Consider the following 17295-nt stretch of genomic DNA (forward strand, 5'->3'; position numbering starts at 1 on the left):
TTTCGTTCAATTTAACAAATCAATGGACCATATGAAAATTTCTCATATTAAAAAAAGACCAGCAACAGCTTGAACTTAAAAAATTCGCTGTTGCTGGTCTTTTTTTATAAACTTCTTGGTAAAGGAGGGGGGATTTACTCCCTCAAGGCTTAATATAAGCATAGCCATTCGACTGCAACTTAACTAAGTCTAAAACGCCAGCGGGAACCACCTCGACATTTTTCGGCAGTTGTTCCTCAGCGATATCATTCGCTTTTAACGCATTGTGGCAAGCGTGGAAACTAATTTTGGGATTGCTGATAAAGTGTTGGTAAGCCGGTTCAAGATAACCGGTGACAGCTCCACCATTTACTAAAACAATCACTTCAATTGTGGCTGTGGCTTGTAGCAGATTTTTAACATTACTGCGGGCTTCCGGCCATTTTTCTTTTTCATCAATGTGAAAGACAACTTTCATAGGGATTCCTCCTAAATTTGTTTGCAATTTCCATGGAAGCACTCAGTCATTCCAAAGAACAATTAGTGGTAATAACTAGGCTTATTGTATATTATCAACATAAGAAAGAAAAATGGGAGGCTCAACATGTATCAAACGATTTCGATGAAGGATTTTTATCAACAGGCAACACAGAAAAAATTACATATTCTGGATGTTCGCCCGGTGGAGGGCTTTTTTGCTGGGCATGTGCCCGACGCAGTGAGTTTGCCGCTGGAGGAGCTGCCGGAAAATTTAGCTCAGTTGTCAAAGGACCAAAAATATTACATTATTTGCCGCAGCGGTCAGCGTTCACAAAGAGCCAGTGAGTTTTTAGCAGAAGCGGGCTATGATGTCACTAATGTTGCCGGCGGTACATTGGCTTGGCCGAGCACCTTAGCAAAATAATTTTAAATAAAGTATTTTCTTTTTGCGAAAAAAAGCTGATAATAAGCTGAATCGTTTTTTAGAAATATTGCCGAAGGGGAGCTGGTAATTCTATAAATTTTTAAGGATAAGTTTTTAAAAAATATCTCATAAAGACCATTTGAAATAAGTAAAGTTTTAAAATAAAAATAGCTGCTGTAATTTTTTGTTTTACATAAATTTGATTTTGATAAATAGATGGGGGATTCGACATTGATTGAAATTGTCGGTTTAAAAAAAGTCTTTGAAAATGGGTTTGAAGCCTTGAAGTCGGTGGACTTTACGATTGAAAAAGGGGATTTGGTTTGTCTGCTGGGGCCAAGCGGCTGCGGCAAGTCGACGATTTTAAATATGATTGCCGGCTTGTTGACACCAACAGAAGGCGACATTCGCTTTGATGGGAAATCGGTTGTGAAAACTGAACCGAAGGACCGCAATATTGGCTTTGTATTCCAGAATTATGCCTTATATCCACATATGACGGTTGAGGAAAATGTCATGTTTCCACTGACTGTCGGTGACAAAAAAATGAAAAAAGCAGAGGCCAAGCCGATTGCTGAAAAGTATATGAAGCTGACCAATATTGAAGAATTAAAGGATAAAAAACCAGGGACTCTATCTGGTGGGCAACAACAGCGGGTAGCGATTACCCGGGCTTTGGTCCAAAATCCTGAAGTTTTATTATTAGATGAACCGTTAAGTAATTTAGATGCCCGCCTGCGTTTGAAGATTCGAGAAGAAATTCGCCGTCTCGTCAAAGAAGTCGGCATCACCACAATTTTCGTGACCCACGACCAAGAAGAAGCTCTTTCCATCAGCGATAAAATTATTTTGCTAAATGAAGGTGTCGTTCAACAAGACGATGATCCGCAAAATCTTTATTTGGAGCCTAGCAATTTATTCGTGGCTAAATTTATCGGGAATCCAATTATCAATATTTTACCAGTGGAAATCAAAGCTGGTCAGATGCTGCATCCGGAATTTAGCATTCCGCTGGAGCGCTTCAGTGATGAGCGCTTTAAAAAAGGCTATCAAGACGGCCAATACTATATTGGTATTCGACCTGAGGATGTGATTCCAGCCGATGTTGAGCCGGATTTCACGGCTAATATTAAAAGCGTAGAGTTGATTGGCCGGGAACGGATTTTGAATTTTGATGTTAATGAGATTCACTCCAAGTCTTTAGTGCCAATTGAAGTCGCCATTGAAGAAGGCAATACCCAAGGCTTCCGTTTTAATCTGAACAAGGCCTTTATCTTTGAAAAAGAAGGGGCGCGCATCTACTAATGTTTAAATTTAAGAAGAATTACAATCCAGAGAACCAGCCAAAAGCTTGGCTTTTCCTGTTGCCCTCGTTGATTGTCATTGTATTCTTTAGCATTTATCCGTTGATTCGTTCATTTTGGATGAGTTTTCAAAGCGGCAGCTTAATCAATCAGCAGTGGGCCGGCATCGAAAATTATCAAAGAATTCTCAGCGACCCGGTCTTTTTTCGGGCGCTAAAAAATACGGCCCTCTACACCTTTACTGTGGTGCCGATTGCCTTGATTATTTCTTTGGCAATTGCTTGGGTCATCTTTGAAAAAGTGAAATTCAAAAGTTTTTTTGAAACAATTTTCTTTATGCCTTATGTGACCTCAACAATTGCCATCGGGATTGTCTTCCGTTATTTCTTTAACGGCTCTTATGGGATTGTCAATTATATTTTAGGATTTTTCGGAATTCCCGGAGTCAATTGGCTGGACGATGTCAAGATGAGCATGCCAACCTTGATTATTTTTGGGATTTGGAGCAGTCTAGCCTTCAATATTATTATTTTGCTGGCGGGCCTCAGAAATATCGATAAGGAACATTATAAAATTGCCAAAATGTTTGGCGCAAATAGCTGGGAAATTTTCAGCCGAATCACCTTCCCGCAATTGATTCCAACGATTGCCTTTTTACTGACAGTCAATGTGATTGGCGCCTTTAAAGTTTATACGCAGGTCTATGCTTTATTTGGCGGAAAAGCTGGGATTGCCAACAGTGCGACCACAGCGGTTTATTATATCTATGATAAATTTCATATTGCCGGTCGACCGGGTGTGGCGATGGCGGCGACGGTCGTGCTGTTCTTAATTATTCTGGCGGTCACCTTTATCCAAAATAAATTGTTGCGAAAGGTGGGCAATTAAGATGAGTAAAGTGCTGACGACTATCAGTTATGTCTTTATTGTTTTATTAGCGATTATCACCGTCTTCCCCTTTGTCTATATGATTTTAGCGGGCTTGATGACTTATCGGGAAGCGACGAGTATTCCGCCGACCTTTATCCCAGAAGCTCTGCAATGGAGCAATTTCACGACGGTCTTTGAACGGGCACCGTTTCTGCAATATTTTATCAATACCGTCTTTGTTTCAACAGTGACGACTATCTTTACCTTGATTACCGCCGTATTAGCTTCCTTTGCATTAACTAGCTTAGAGTTTCGCTTTAAAAAAGTTGTGATGGCGATTATGGTTTCCCTGTTGATGGTGCCTTATGAGTCGATTATTTTTACCAACTACAACACAATTGCCAGACTGGGCTTACTGAATACGTACACGGCTTTGATTATTCCCTTTCTGACGAGTATTTTCTATATTTATTATTTGAACGGCTATCTTAAAGGGATTTCCAGCACTTTTTATAAAGCTGCCAAAATTGACGGGGCGACGGATCTGCAATACATTCGCCGGATTTTAATTCCTATGTCAAAACCAGCTTTAGTTACTGTGGGGATTTTAACTTTTATTTCCAGTTGGAATTCATTCCTGTGGCCGCTTTTAGTTACCAATACCAAAGATTTGCGACTGTTGAATAATGGGCTGTCAGCCTTCACTACGGAAAGCGGCAGTGATGTCCAATTGCAAATGGCGGCTGCCACCTTGACGGTCATTCCCATCTTAATTATTTATCTTATTTTCAGAAAAGAAATTATCAAAGGAGTGGCAAAAGATGGCATCAAAGGCTAAGACGACTGTGACCTTTCACAGCGGGATTTTAACAATTGGCGGCACGATTATTGAAGTCGCTTATCAAGACGCGCATATCTTCTTTGATTTTGGTTCGGAATATCATCCAGAAACGCCGTTGCCGGACGAGAATTTACAAACACTTGTCGATCATCGCTGGGTGCCGGAGCTGTCGGGAATTTACGACGCTCGCTTGAATTATTCCTATCAAGGGGAGGCACCTCAGGAATTTAAAGAGACAGCGGTCTTTTTATCCCATGCTCATTTGGACCATTCAAAAATTATCAATTATTTAGATCCATCGATTCCCTTATATACTTTGGCGGAAACGAAAGCTATTTTAGAAGAATTAAATCGGGACGGCGACTTTTTAACCCCGTCGCCCTTTGCTGAAAAAAACTTTGTCAGGGAAATGATTGGCTTAAAACCGCGGGATGTCATTCAAGTTGGTGAAATCTCGGTGGAAATTTGGCCAGTGGATCACGATGCTTTCGGTGCTTCAGCGCTATTGATTCGTACGCCGGAGCAATTGATCACTTACACAGGAGATTTACGCCTGCATGGGTATCATCCGGAAATTACGGAGGCCTTTGCCAAAGCCGCCTTCCAAACAGATTTATTAATGATGGAAGGGGTCAGCATTAGTTTTCCAGAGCGGGAAGAAAATCCCGAAGAAATCAAAGTTTTAAGTGAAACAGACTTGATTCAAAGAGTTGTTGATGTTGAGTTGGAAACCCCGAAACGGCAAATTACCTTTAACGGCTATCCAGCCAATGTCGAACGCTTTCTACAACTCGTTGAGCATTCGCCACGGACAGTGGTATTGGAAGCCAATCAAGCCAGTTTATTACAGGAGATTTTTGGCAAACAAGTGCCTTATTATTATGCCAAAGACAAAATAAATCCTGATTTAAATCCAGAGTTAGAAGTCAGCTATCAAACTTTATTAGCTGACGATGAAAAATATTTGTGGCAGGCAGTTGCTGATTTTGAACAGCTGCAGGCCGGGGGACTTTATTTACACTTGGATGCTCAGCCTTTGGGGGACTTTGATCCGGCTTATGCAGTCTTTTTAGCGCTATTAGCGGATCATAAAATCGAATTTCTGCGTCTAGCAGTGTCGGGGCATGCTTTTCCTGCTGATTTGGAGCAAATTATTGCTTGGATTCAGCCTAAACTATTGGTTCCAATCCATACCTTGAAGCCAGAAAAACTGGAAAATCCGTATGGTGAAAGAATACTACCCACTCGTGGGCAAAAAATTGTTTTATAAAGAGGGAGCGTAAAAGATGAAAGCAAACAAAGTAACATTTGGAGTATTTGCAGCAAGTGCAGCACTTTTATTAGGGGCTTGCGGCGGCGGCAACGATTCAACGGCGGACTCAACTGCCAGCAGTGAAATTGCCACAGAAGTATCAGCAGGCACCACCGTTACATTTTGGCATGCCATGAATGGTGCTCAAGAAGAAGAATTGGTTTCTTTAACGCAACAATTTATGGATGAAAATCCGAACGTCACCATTGAGTTGCAAAACCAATCGCAATATTCTGACTTGCAAGCAAAAATCAATTCTACTTTGCCTTCACCAAAAGATTTACCAACGATTACTCAAGCATACCCAGGCTGGTTGTATAGCGCAGCGACTGATGGCATGCTAGTCGATTTACAAGATTACATCGATAACGCCGATATCGGTTGGGGCGACCAAGAAGCAATTCGGGAACCTTTGATGGAGGGTGCGCAAATCGATGGCACGCAATATGGAATTCCTTTTAACAAATCGACGGAAATGTTATTCTACAATGCGGATATGCTAGCTGAATACGGCGTCGAAGTACCAACAACTTTTGAAGAATTAGCAGAAGCTTCTAAGACAATTTACGAACAATCAAACGGAGAAGTTGTCGGAGCTGGTTTTGATTCATTAAACAACTATTATGCTATCGGGATGGAAAATGCCGGCGTTGATTTCAATGCTGACTTAGACTTTGCCGGTGACGAATCTAAAGAAGTTATCAACTACTATGCAGATGGTGTCAAAGAAGGCTACTTTAGAATTGCTGGTTCTGACAGCTACTTATCTGGACCATTCGCTAATGAACAAGTCGCAATGTTTATCGGCTCTATCGCTGGTGAAGGCTACGTGAAAAAAGATACTGAAGGTGTCTTTGAATACGGCGTAGCAACTCGTCCTGCTGAAATGAACCTGCAACAAGGAACGGATATTTACATGTTCGACAGCGCTTCTTCAGAAGAAAGAACAGCTGCCTTTGAATACATGAAATTCTTGACTTCTCCTGAATCGCAATTGGATTGGGCTGTCAATACAGGCTACATGCCAGTTGTCGAATCTGTTTTAACTTCAACAGAATACTTAGACAATCCAGAAACAAAAGTGCCGGCAGAATTAGGCCAAGCAACAGCACACTTATTCTCAATTCCAGTAGCACAAAGTTCTGATACTGCTTACAATGAAACTCGGGCAATTATGGAAAATATCTTGTCAAATACCGACCAAGATACCGACCAATTAATTGAAGACTCTGTTTCACAATTCCAAGATGCTTGGAACCAATAAGCATTAAAAATCCAGCAGATTGAATCTGCTGATGATAAACACGAGGGAGGCCTGTGACAATTTTGTCGCAGGTTCTTTCGTTCATTGGAGGAACTATGCGTTTAACTATTTTAGAAACCAGCGATATCCACGGCTATATTTATCCGACCAATTATGCTGACAAGCAAGAGCTGCCAATCGGTGCGGCCAAAGTTGCCAGTAAAATCAAAGAACTGACTGCAGCGGCAGAAGGTCCAGTGATAAAAATTGAAAATGGCGATTTTATTCAAGGCTCGCCCTTCAGCTATTTCGTTGCCAAAGAAAATAAGTTGACGGCTGCTGACTTGACGCAAGTCACCGATTTAATCGGTTACGATGTCCATGTTTTGGGCAATCACGAATTTAATTACGGTCGGGCTTACTTAGAAGAAGCAGTTGCCAGTTATCAAACACCAGTTTTAGCAGCAAATATTTTAAATGAAGCCGGTGAACCAGCATTTGGCAAGGCCTATGAAATTATCGAAAAAGCGGGCGTTAAAATTGCTATTTTAGGCTTGGATACGCAATACATCCCCCATTGGGAGCAGCCAGCAACGATTGCGGGTTTGACGTTTGTCAGCGCTGTGGTAACCGCCAAAAAATATCTGCCTCAATTACGGGAATTAGCTGACGTGGTAATTGTCAGCTATCACGGCGGATTTGAACGGGATTTAATCACAGGAGAGCCCACCGAATTATTGACCGGCGAAAATGAAGGCTATCAATTGTTGACAGAAGTTGCCGGCATCGACGCCTTAGTGACAGGGCATCAGCATCGGGAAATCGCCGCCATTGTTAATGGTGTGCCAGTCGTACAGCCAGGCTATCGCGGCAATCATGTAGGTGAAATCCAATTGGAGCTGGAAAAAACGGCAACCGGCTATCAAGTAATCGCTAGCAAAGCTGAAATTCACCCGGTGGCAGGTGTTAAAGCCGACCAAGAAATTTTAGCGGCCGTTGCTCTTATTGAAAAAGAGTTGGAGGCTTGGCTCGACCAGCCGGTGGGAAAAGTTGTCGGCGACATGACGATTGTCGATGCGATGCAGGCCCGCTTAGTTGAGCATCCCTATGTAGAATTTATTAATCAGGTACAAATGGCTGCCAGCGGTGCTGAAATTTCTGGGACGGCGTTGTTTAACAATGAAGGCAAAGGATTTCAAGAGACGATTACCATGCGGGACATTATCACCAATTATATTTACCCAAACACATTAGCCGTTTTAAAAGTTTCCGGAGCCGATTTGAAAGCGGCCCTTGAGCAAACGGCCAATTATTTAATTTTAGAAGCTGGTGAAATCCAGTTTAATCCCGCCTTCATTGATCCAAAACCGCAGTATTATAATTACGATATGTATGAAGGTATTGAGTATATTATCGATATGAGGCAGCCTGTTGGCCAGCGGATTACCGAGTTGACGTTTAAAGGACAGCCGGTGAAACCAACGGATGAGTTAGAAATTGTCACCAATCAATACCGAGCAGTGGGGGGCGGCAATTTCCAGATGTTTACCCCAGAAAAAATTGTTCGGGAAGTTCAGATTGATATGACCGAACTGATTGCCAATTACCTGGAGAAACATCCGGTAATCAATGCCAGTGTGAATCATAATTTTAAAGTTGTAAAATAAAAAAAGCCTGAAGAAAAGTTTTTAAACGGATGCAGCCAATTTTTAAAAGTTGATTGAATAACTCACTTTTGAAAACTGTCATCAGTAGTAAAAAAAATTTCTTCAGGCTTATTTTTAATTCTTTAATTTTTTAAAATACGGTAGGGTGCTTAACTCAACGGGGATTGTTTCAATCGCTGGACCCGTGAAGACCTGCTGATTGAACCCTGCTTGCCATTGCCCCTTTGGCAGATAAATTTCTTTTGTGACAGCGCCTTTTTCTAAAACAGGCGCCACCAGAATTTCAGGCCCCAGCATAAATTGTGTATGGCTGAACCGAAGATCCGCCTCAGGAAATTCAAAAATCATTGGCCGAATGATGGGCGTGCCGGTTTTAGCGGCTGCCTGTGCCAATTGAATAATATAGTCTGCAAATTCGACATGCAGCTTAGCGGCCGCCTGACAGATTGCCAAGTGTTCAGCATCTAAGACCCGCCACGGCGCCACAGAAAATTGCATCATCGGCATCAAAGCGGAGCATTGAGCCGAGCGAACGATTAATTCTTGATCCAATTGGGTTTTCCCTAAGAAACTTTGAAATTCGCCGCCGCCAATCATATCAGGACAGCTAAAGTGATAGCCGAGCATTGCTTGAGCTAAAGAATCGGGAATTAATTCAGCTAAACCATTCTCACCCCATTCAAATTCCTTATCCTGCAGTCGATTGACTAAAGGCGCTCCTTGATTTTTATAGGTCACGCGAAATTCATTAAAGGGAAATTCCAAGCCAAAGCGGCCCCACAATTCCACCTGCTCTAAGGCAGTAGCACCTTGATAGGAGAGATCATCATTGCGATAAAATCGCGGATCACCGGCATCGAATTTAAAGCCATCGATGCCAATCTCGGTTTGCAAGTTTTGCAGTTGCTCCTTCAACCAAGCATAAGCTCCGGGATGACTTAAATCTAAAACAGCACTGTATCCATTCCACCATTCACGAATGGCCGGCTGACCATCCCTTTGCTTGATTAAAAAATCCTGCTCCCGCAAGTAGCGAAACTCTGCCGTGTCCGGCGAAATAAAAGGACAGACCCACAGCATCACCTTGAAGCCCAACTGATGCAGCTCAGTCACCATCTCCTTTGGATTCGGAAATTTTTTTGACGAAAATTGCCAATTGCCATAATAATCCGCCCATAAATCATCAATCATTATCAGACCGGCCGGCAAATCATGTGTCAGGATTCCTTTGGCATAATCTAAAATTCCTTTTTGATTTTGGTCATAAATCAATTCAATCCAGGAATTCCATTGGGGCATCGCAAAAAAATCCTTTGGCGGCATTGTCCCTAGAGCATAAACTTGCTGAGCAATTAGCTGCTGAGCATCCTTTAAACAGCTGCCCCCTTCATAAAAATAAACCTCCGTCTGCGGCGCAATTTCATAATGCGTTTCACCAGTATAAAAATCGAAGGCTTGGCTACTCCACAGAGCGCGGCCTTTAGAAGAGATAAAAGTTGGGGAGAATTGATTCACCGTATCAAGATTTTTCAATTTAAGAGCATAATTTTCCTCAAAAGAGAAGGGATACTTGGGCCCATCCATCACACAACCGCCATACCAGACCTCATCAGGTAGCGGAGAAATTTTTATTCTTTCCGTTAATACCGGTTGCAACACTTGAATATTTTCCATCTTGGGACCTTCCTTTAAGAGCTTTTCTTCTATTATATTATATGTTGACTAATTTGAAAGCGCTACTTTTGTTTGGTTGACACTTTTGCGGGGTTTGTTATATTGGAAGGAAAGACCGGTTTGAAAAATTAAGACTAGCAAAAGGAGGAGGACCATGTTTCTTCACGAGTTAAAAATCAATGATACGCAGCAAAAGGGTTATCCTTTTGAAGTTTTTGCAGTGCAGGAAATTTTAAAGCATCACGGCAGTCTGCCTTTCACCGCTCCCATCACTTTTTTATCAGGAGATAACGGCACTGGTAAGTCAACGATTTTAGAGGCAATTGCCGTTGCCTATGGTATCAATCCAGAAGGCGGCAGCCAAAATTTTAACTTTGAAACCTTTGCAAGCCACTCCTCACTCCATGAAAATGTGCGCCTGGTTAGAAAAGGTACTTTACCAAGAACAAAATTTTTTCTGCGTTCAGAAACTTATTACAATGTAGCCTCAGAAATTGAAGAACTTTCTGGATATGAAACCACGCCCTTTGGTTCCTATGGCGGCCAATCGCTTCATGAGCGTTCCCACGGAGAAGGGTTGTTGGCAATTATTGAAAATCGTTTTGGCGGCGACAGTTTTTATTTGCTAGATGAGCCAGAGGCGGGCTTATCAACCAGCCGCCAATTTTCTTTACTGGAACAAATGCATCGGCTAGTTAAGACGGGCTCGCAATTAATCATTGCGACTCATTCACCAATCATTATGGCGTACCCCGGTGCGCAAATCTATCAATTTTCCGAAGCGGGACTTGAGGAACTTCCTCTTGAGGAAACGCTGGCCTTCAAAGAAAGTAAGATTTTTTATGATGACCATCAGCGGCTGCTACATTATTTGTTGGAGTGAGGGAGTGTTTTTGTGCTGGTTTTAGAATTGGTATCATAAGGTTAAAATAAATTCTTCATAGCATTCCCCACGCAGCTGGCGTATAATTTTTGAAAATGAAGCAGGTGTGCTTAATCAAAGGAGGCCCTTATGCGAATTCAACAGTTGGAATATTTGGAAATGATTGCCAAAACTGGCTCCATCAATGAAGCGGCCAAAAAATTATTCTTGACCCAGCCCAGTTTATCCAATGCCATCAAGGAATTGGAAAATGAAATGGGGGTCCAGTTGTTGCTGCGAAGTAAAATGGGGGTAACTTTGACCAATGATGGCCGGGAGTTTTTGATTTATGCCCGTCAAATTTTGGATCAGGTGTATTTACTGGAGGAACGTTATCAGCAGCAAAGTGTTCGCAAGCAGGCCTTTTCCGTATCGGCGCAGCATTATGCCTTCGTGGTCCATGCTTTTGTTGAACTGATTCACGGTGTCACAACCGCCGAATATCAATTTACACTGCGGGAAACCGAAACAGAAAATATTTTAGATGATTTAACTAGTTTTAAAAGTGAAATTGGTGTGCTCTACGTGAATGATTTTAACCGCCAAGTGATGACCAAATTATTTAAAGAAAAAGATTTAGTCTTTACGCCTTTATTTGTCGCTCAGCCCCATGTCTTTGTCGGCCGCCAAAATCCTTTGACCCAGAAAAAAACTGTTCAGTTAGAGGATTTACAGGAATACCCTTATCTTTCTTATGAACAGGGGGACAGCAATTCTTTTTATTTTGCGGAAGAAATTCTCAGCACTCTGGAGCATAAAAAAAGCATCAAGGTCAGTGATCGGGCTACTATTTTTAATTTGATGGTGGGGTTGGATGGTTACACCATCAGCTCTGGCATTATCTCCAGTGAATTAAACGATGATAAAATCGTCGCCATCCCACTGGCGGTCGAAGATTCGCTGACTTTGGGATGGATTAAACAAAAGCAGTTGGAATTATCCCCGATTGCCCAAGAATATCTGCAGATTCTCCAGGCCTATATCAGAAAATATGGGTTTGAGATTATTGGGGAGTAACCCATGACCACAGCAACATTATTACAACAAATAAAAAATGATATCAAAAAAATCCTGCGTCATAAGTTAATGGGCATTTATTTGCACGGTTCGTTTGTTTTAGGCGGCTATAATCCTGATTTCAGTGATTTGGATTTTTTGATTGTCGTTAAATATAACTTGACGAAGCCTGAAAAATTGGCCTTGATGGCAGTCGTGCTGGAGAAGTGGTGGCCCAACGCTCCTAAAAAAGGCTTGGAGTTTCATGTAATGACGGTGAAGATGCTGCAAAAAAGCCCTGTTGCGGCAGCTTTTAATTTTCATTTTTCACCGCTTCATCGAAGGGCTTTTTTGAAAAGCCCTGAGCAATTTGTCGAAGCAATGCAGGGACTTGACCCGGATTTACCCGCACATCTAAAAATAATTCGCAAAAAAGGCTATGTTTTGCTAGGTAAATCCACTAAGAAAACGATCCCCTATATTTCAAAAGAGAAATACTGGCGTAGTGTGTGCGCTGATTTACAGGATGTCTCAGTAGGCATCCGGCAAGCTCCGGTGTCAACGCTTTTAAATTTATGTCGCAGTTTAGCTTTTGTGAAACGGAATCTACTGTTAGGAAAGTTAGCTGGCGGCCGCTGGGCTTTACAGCAGGTGTCGCCAGAATTTCAGAAAATCATCGAGCAGGCAATTATTGATTATCAAGGAAATTCCCTTAGCTTGCAGCAGAAATATTCGGAGGAAAACTTGCAAGAAATCACAGGTTTTCTGTTGTCTGAGATAAAAAAAGCTGCTGGGGAAAACTTGCTTTTCGTTCATTAATTTTTTGCAAAGCCGATTGATAATTCTAAGCATAATTTTTGCGGAAGTCCCAAAAGTGAGTATGATTAGCAGTAGAAAGAAGGGATAGTAATGGCAGAATTTAAAAAAGCCGTCTTTGCTGGCGGATGTTTCTGGTGTATGGTCAAACCTTTTGAAGAAACGCCAGGTATTGAGAAAGTAGTTTCCGGTTATACAGGCGGACATACCAAAAATCCCACCTATCGCGAAGTTGGTTCGGGTAAGACTGGCCACACTGAAGCGGTGGAAATTACTTATGACCCGGATCAAATCAGTTATGCTGATTTAGTTGAAATCTATTGGCGCCAAACCGACCCAACAGATGCTTTAGGACAATTTGCAGATCGTGGCGACTCCTATCGTCCGGTGATTTTTTACGGCGATGAGGCTGAAAAAGCAGCGGCAGAAAAATCGAAGGCCGACTTAGCAGCTAGCGGTCGTTTTAAAGAACCGATTGTTACAAAAATCGAAGCTCGTCAAACATTTTATCCGGCTGAGGATTATCACCAAGATTACTACAAAACCAACAGCGCCCACTACAATATGTATCGTGAAGGCTCTGGCCGGGCAGCGTTTATTCGCAATAACTGGAAAAATTAATAAAATTAAAGGAACAGCCAGTCTAAACGTGACTAGCTGTTCTTTTTTTTAAATTCGCCCATAATGTAAAATTTGCTGGTTGGCATATTGGAGATAGTCCTGCAATTTATCAATGGCTTCAGCATAATGTTCAGCACGGATTAAGTCCAAATACTCTTGGAAAAATTGGACCGTCGATAAAGTTTTCTTAGGTGCATTACTGGAATCGGACATTTTCCGATACAAAGAGGTGCTGACGACTCGGGCCCACAGACTCTCGTAGGTCGGCGCAAGCAGCTCATTGCCGGAGGCTGCCATGATAGCCGTATAAACTTTGGGCATTTGATTGATGTATTGAACGTAATCGAGATTTTCTCGATAATGCTTGGCTAAGGCTAATTTTTCCTGGATGTCTTCTACATCTAAAACAGCTAGGCCAAGGCTAGCTTGTTTTGTGGCTAAAATTAACCATTCAACACAAATTTGTGTGATGTCGACCATTTCTTTTACCGTGGCTTCCCTTAAGGAGATGCCACGGTTTTTTTTGTAGACAATTAATTTTTCCTGCTCCAATTGTTTTAAAGCAGAACGAATGGGTGAGCGGCTGTAGCCGAGTTTTTTTGAAATTGAGGCTTCAGATAAACCTTCTTCAAGATTATATTCTCCGAAAAGAATCGCTTGTTTAATTTCTTGATAGACACTGCTTTCAATAGATTTTGGCATGATTTTCATCCTTTTACATATAATTTACAAAAACGTTACTGAATATTGATGAATCTTCCCTGTCCTACAAAGTATACTACAAGTGTTCAGTGGTATACTACTGAAATTTGAAAATGGGAGATTGAAAATGAAAAAAATGAAATTAGCACTTTTAACTTTATTATGTGGGGCATCTTTAGCAGTGATGACAGGCTGCGGTAATAATCAAGCAGCGAGTGCAGCTGGCGAAATTGATAAATTAACGATTGTCCAAATGCCGGATGAAAATAATCCGGATGCAGGCACGAAAAATGAAGACTTCCGCAGTGCAATGTCGGAGGAATTAGGTTTAGAAGTGGAAGAATTAGTTGGCGCAGAATATTCCGTGGGCATTGAAGCGATGAAATCCGGGAAGCTGGATGTGTTGTTAGTTTCGCCGATGAGTTATTATCAGGCGAAAAAAGTTGCTGGCGTTGAGCCGCTAGTTACGACAACTTCCATGGGGGAAGAAGAATATCGGACGGTCTTTATTGTTAGTAAGGACGACACGGAAACACAAACGCTAGCTGATTTAGAAGGAAAAACTTTTGCCTTTGTTGACCCAGCCTCTTCTTCTGGCTATATGTTTCCCAAAGCTAAGTTAGTCAATGAACTGGATTTAGATACTGACCAATTGGAAAATCCTGACTACTTCTTTAAGACTGTTGCTTATTCCGGCAAACATGACTCAAGTATCATGGGCGTCATTAAAGGCGATTACGATGCAGCGGCGGTTGCCGGTCAAACAATTCCGCAATTGGTTGAAGCGGGAATTATTGAAGAAGACGATGTGCGGGTAATTGGCGAGACCGATGTGATTCCTAATGCTTGCTTTGTCATTCGTGCTGACTTACCGCAGGAGATGAAGGATAAAATTAAAGAATTCTATTTAAATTATGCCAACGAAGACTATTTTGAAACAATGTATGGCAGTAAAGATGTGCGCTTTATCGAAGCCAAGGATGAAGATTATGCAATCGTAGAGGAAATGGTGGCGACATTAAACATTGAGGAGGCCGAATAATGGCAGCAGAATTATTAGTCTTAAAAAATTTAGGGAAAACCTACGACAAAGAAAATTATGCGTTGAAAAACGTTGATTTAACGATTCACAAAGGCGAATTTATCGTGGTTATCGGTCCTTCCGGTGCCGGCAAATCGACCTTCATCCGTTCAATTAATCGGATGATTGATCCCTCTGAAGGGGAAATTATTTTTGACGGTACTCACATGGAAAAAGTGAAGGGGCGGGAATTAAAACGTCAGCGCTCTGACATTGGCATGATTTTCCAACATTATAATTTGATAGGTCGCACCAATGTGATTAAAAATGTGTTGCATGGTCGTTTAGGTAAGGTTTCATTTTTCAATAGTCTCTTGAGCCGCTATCCAGAAGCGGACAAACGGGAAGCCGTTGAGTTATTGACCAAAGTCGGTTTGAAAGACCAATTATACAAACGAGCAAATGATTTATCCGGGGGACAAATGCAGCGGGTCGGCATTTGCCGAGCGATTATGCAGCATCCTAAATTAATTTTAGCGGATGAGCCAATTGCTTCGCTGGATCCCAATTCTGCTGGGATTGTGATGGACCATTTAAAGGGTGTTACCGAGGAACGAGGTATCACTTGTATCGTCAACTTGCACCAAGTCGACTTTGCAAAAAAATATGCGACTCGGATTATCGGGATTCAAGCTGGACAAGTTGTTTTTGATGGACGGCCAAGCGAGCTTTCAGATGAAATGACCGCCATGATTTACAAAGGAAAAGAAGCGCAGATGAAATTGCCGCAAGAAGATGCGCTACTGACAGAGGGGAATTTGACTTATGGAGAAATCTAGCCAACGGGTACTGTTGACTGAACAAAAGAAATTAGCTTTATTGCTAAAGCTGATGACTGTCATCGGCGTGGTCATCTTTGCTTTTGCCTATCTGCAAGTAAATCCTTTGGAAGCATTGCTGGCCTTTCCCAGCTTCTTTCAATTTTTTATTACCAATTTTCTGCCGGCTAATTTCACTCAATTGCCGACTTACCTGCCCTTAATTTTAGAGACGCTTTTGTTTGCGGTTGTAGGAACTTATTTTTCAGCGATTTTGGCCTTTATCTTTGGCCTCTTGATGTCAGAACAAACAAATCCGTTTCGCTGGTTGAGAGTCGGGGTGCGGGTCTTCATTTCATTTTTAAGAAATATTCCGATTTTAGTTTGGGCTTCACTGCTGGTTTATATTTTCGGCATCGGTAATATGGTGGGTCTGCTGGCTTTAATTATTGCTACTTTAGGATTTTTGGCCCGCTCTTATGCAGATTCTATCGATGAAATTGCCGGCAGCAAGCTCGAGGCTTTGCGGGCAAGTGGCGCTTCTTATCTGCAAATTTTATTTCATGGCCTGATTCCGGAATTTATTCCATCTTGGATTAATTGGACACTGTTTTCCTTTGAAATAAATATTCGCGCCTCCTCCATTTTAGGAATGGTCGGCGCAGGCGGCATCGGGATTATGATTCAAACCAATATTCGTCTATTTAAATACCATGAGGCCCTATCTTTAATTATTATTTTAGTGGCGATGGTGCTGCTGACTGAATTTGTCGTCAATCGCCTCAGACGTTTAGTGAAATAAGGAGAAAAAATGAATACTAAAATAGCCGTTTCAAGCAAAAAAGATAAGCTGCTAACCGCTTTGATCCTAGTAGGCTTGACCAGTCTCTTTGTGGTCAGTTTGTCTTTATTAAAACTAGATATTCCCGAATTTCTCAGCCGTTTTAAATCGGCTGGTGACATTTTACCGAACTTTTTAGCTGTGGATTTTTCAGAAATCAGCACGATTATCTATGAACTATTTGTTTCTATTTGTATGGCGATTGCCGCTTTGGCATTAGGCTTTGTGATTTCGATCCCCTTGAGCTTTCTCGGAGCTCGCAATACGACACCATTGCCAATTTTATCTGGTTTTATCAAAGGGTTGGTGGGAATCGTGCGGGCAGTGCCTGCCTTGATTTGGATTTTAATTGTCGTGGCCAGCTTAGGTTTTGGTAATACGGCTGGTGTTGTGGGGTTAATTTTCCCAACGGCCGGCTACTTGATTAAATCTTTTATCAGCTCAATCGAAGAACAAGATCCAGCCATCATCGAAACGATGAAGGCAACTGGAGCCGGTTGGCTGCAATTAATTGTTGAAGGCTTATTGCCGGGTTTAGTCAATCCGCTTTTGTCTTGGACTTCGATTCGTCTGGAGTCCAATATCGCAGAATCAATTTCTTTAGGGATGGTCGGCGCCGGTGGCATCGGCATGGTGATGACCCGGGCGATTGGTCAGTATGACTACGCTAAAATTTCCACAATTATTTTAGTCATTTTTATCACGATGATTACTTTTGAATTAATTATCGGTCAAATAAAACGAGCAATTAGATAGGAGCAAAC

At 41.8% G+C, this 17295-nt stretch carries 18 protein-coding genes; 15 read left to right on the forward strand and 3 right to left on the reverse strand.

The window, feature by feature from the left end; all coding sequences use genetic code 11:
* Positions 1–142: 142 nt before the first annotated feature.
* On the reverse strand, positions 143–457 hold the full coding sequence (locus tag AC1Z3S_RS08510; RefSeq protein ID WP_461740013.1) for a DsrE family protein: 315 nt from the start codon (positions 455–457) through the stop codon (positions 143–145).
* Between the two features lie 126 nt (positions 458–583).
* On the opposite strand from AC1Z3S_RS08510, the gene AC1Z3S_RS08515 reads away from it, so the two are divergent.
* The 7 genes from AC1Z3S_RS08515 to AC1Z3S_RS08545 all read left to right on the forward strand — a co-directional run bounded on the left by AC1Z3S_RS08515 (position 584) and on the right by AC1Z3S_RS08545 (position 8120).
* Complete coding sequence (locus AC1Z3S_RS08515) at positions 584–883, forward strand: rhodanese-like domain-containing protein (RefSeq protein ID WP_461740014.1); 300 nt, start codon at positions 584–586, stop codon at positions 881–883.
* A gap of 231 nt (positions 884–1114) precedes the next feature.
* Positions 1115–2188 (forward strand): ABC transporter ATP-binding protein, encoded by a 1074-nt coding sequence (locus AC1Z3S_RS08520; RefSeq protein ID WP_461740015.1) that lies wholly within the window; start codon positions 1115–1117, stop codon positions 2186–2188.
* Entirely contained in the window at positions 2188–3075 is an 888-nt protein-coding gene (locus AC1Z3S_RS08525) for a carbohydrate ABC transporter permease (RefSeq protein WP_265457881.1), read from the forward strand. The genes AC1Z3S_RS08520 and AC1Z3S_RS08525 overlap by 1 nt, the downstream gene beginning before the upstream one ends.
* Position 3076: 1 nt before the next feature.
* Positions 3077–3895 (forward strand): carbohydrate ABC transporter permease, encoded by an 819-nt coding sequence (locus AC1Z3S_RS08530; protein ID WP_265457882.1) that lies wholly within the window; start codon positions 3077–3079, stop codon positions 3893–3895.
* Complete coding sequence (locus tag AC1Z3S_RS08535) at positions 3879–5168, forward strand: MBL fold metallo-hydrolase (RefSeq protein ID WP_461740016.1); 1290 nt, start codon at positions 3879–3881, stop codon at positions 5166–5168. The genes AC1Z3S_RS08530 and AC1Z3S_RS08535 overlap by 17 nt, the downstream gene beginning before the upstream one ends.
* A gap of 16 nt (positions 5169–5184) precedes the next feature.
* Positions 5185–6474, forward strand: coding sequence for an extracellular solute-binding protein (locus AC1Z3S_RS08540; protein ID WP_461740017.1), 1290 nt, complete (start codon positions 5185–5187; stop codon positions 6472–6474).
* 95 nt (positions 6475–6569) lie between these two features.
* Entirely contained in the window at positions 6570–8120 is a 1551-nt protein-coding gene (locus AC1Z3S_RS08545; RefSeq protein WP_461740018.1) for a bifunctional metallophosphatase/5'-nucleotidase, read from the forward strand.
* Positions 8121–8234: 114 nt separating this feature from the next.
* Here the strand turns inward: AC1Z3S_RS08545 and AC1Z3S_RS08550 are convergent, their stop codons facing one another.
* Positions 8235–9794, reverse strand: coding sequence for a glycoside hydrolase family 31 protein (locus AC1Z3S_RS08550; RefSeq protein WP_461740019.1), 1560 nt, complete (start codon positions 9792–9794; stop codon positions 8235–8237).
* 154 nt (positions 9795–9948) lie between these two features.
* On the opposite strand from AC1Z3S_RS08550, the gene AC1Z3S_RS08555 reads away from it, so the two are divergent.
* The 4 genes from AC1Z3S_RS08555 (at position 9949) to msrA (ending at position 13149) form a co-directional block, all read left to right on the forward strand.
* Positions 9949–10677, forward strand: coding sequence for an AAA family ATPase (locus AC1Z3S_RS08555; RefSeq protein WP_461740020.1), 729 nt, complete (start codon positions 9949–9951; stop codon positions 10675–10677).
* A 129-nt stretch (positions 10678–10806) separates the two neighbouring features.
* Entirely contained in the window at positions 10807–11733 is a 927-nt protein-coding gene (locus AC1Z3S_RS08560; RefSeq protein ID WP_461740021.1) for a LysR family transcriptional regulator, read from the forward strand.
* Between the two features lie 3 nt (positions 11734–11736).
* Positions 11737–12531 (forward strand): aminoglycoside adenylyltransferase domain-containing protein, encoded by a 795-nt coding sequence (locus AC1Z3S_RS08565; RefSeq protein WP_461740022.1) that lies wholly within the window; start codon positions 11737–11739, stop codon positions 12529–12531.
* A gap of 90 nt (positions 12532–12621) precedes the next feature.
* Positions 12622–13149, forward strand: a complete 528-nt coding sequence (gene msrA, locus AC1Z3S_RS08570) for a peptide-methionine (S)-S-oxide reductase MsrA (RefSeq protein ID WP_461738237.1) — start codon at positions 12622–12624, stop codon at positions 13147–13149.
* Between the two features lie 48 nt (positions 13150–13197).
* Here msrA and AC1Z3S_RS08575 read toward each other — a convergent pair whose 3' ends face one another.
* Entirely contained in the window at positions 13198–13851 is a 654-nt protein-coding gene (locus AC1Z3S_RS08575) for a GntR family transcriptional regulator (RefSeq protein ID WP_461740023.1), read from the reverse strand.
* A 127-nt stretch (positions 13852–13978) separates the two neighbouring features.
* Between AC1Z3S_RS08575 and AC1Z3S_RS08580 the strand changes: the two genes are divergently transcribed.
* From AC1Z3S_RS08580 to AC1Z3S_RS08595, 4 genes are read left to right on the forward strand one after another with little or no spacing between them, the layout of a single operon-like run.
* Entirely contained in the window at positions 13979–14893 is a 915-nt protein-coding gene (locus AC1Z3S_RS08580) for a phosphate/phosphite/phosphonate ABC transporter substrate-binding protein (protein WP_461740024.1), read from the forward strand.
* Positions 14893–15711 carry a phosphonate ABC transporter ATP-binding protein gene (gene phnC, locus AC1Z3S_RS08585; protein WP_265457912.1) on the forward strand — a complete coding sequence of 273 codons (819 nt, stop codon included), beginning with the start codon at positions 14893–14895 and terminating at the stop codon, positions 15709–15711. The genes AC1Z3S_RS08580 and phnC overlap by 1 nt, the downstream gene beginning before the upstream one ends.
* A complete protein-coding gene (phnE, locus tag AC1Z3S_RS08590; protein WP_461740025.1) occupies positions 15698–16492 on the forward strand; it encodes a phosphonate ABC transporter, permease protein PhnE in 795 nt (264 codons plus the stop codon). The genes phnC and phnE overlap by 14 nt, the downstream gene beginning before the upstream one ends.
* A 9-nt stretch (positions 16493–16501) precedes the next feature.
* On the forward strand, positions 16502–17287 hold the full coding sequence (locus AC1Z3S_RS08595) for a PhnE/PtxC family ABC transporter permease (protein WP_461740026.1): 786 nt from the start codon (positions 16502–16504) through the stop codon (positions 17285–17287).
* Positions 17288–17295 lie beyond the last annotated feature (8 nt).

The organism is Enterococcus sp. LJL90 (genome assembly GCF_056924355.1).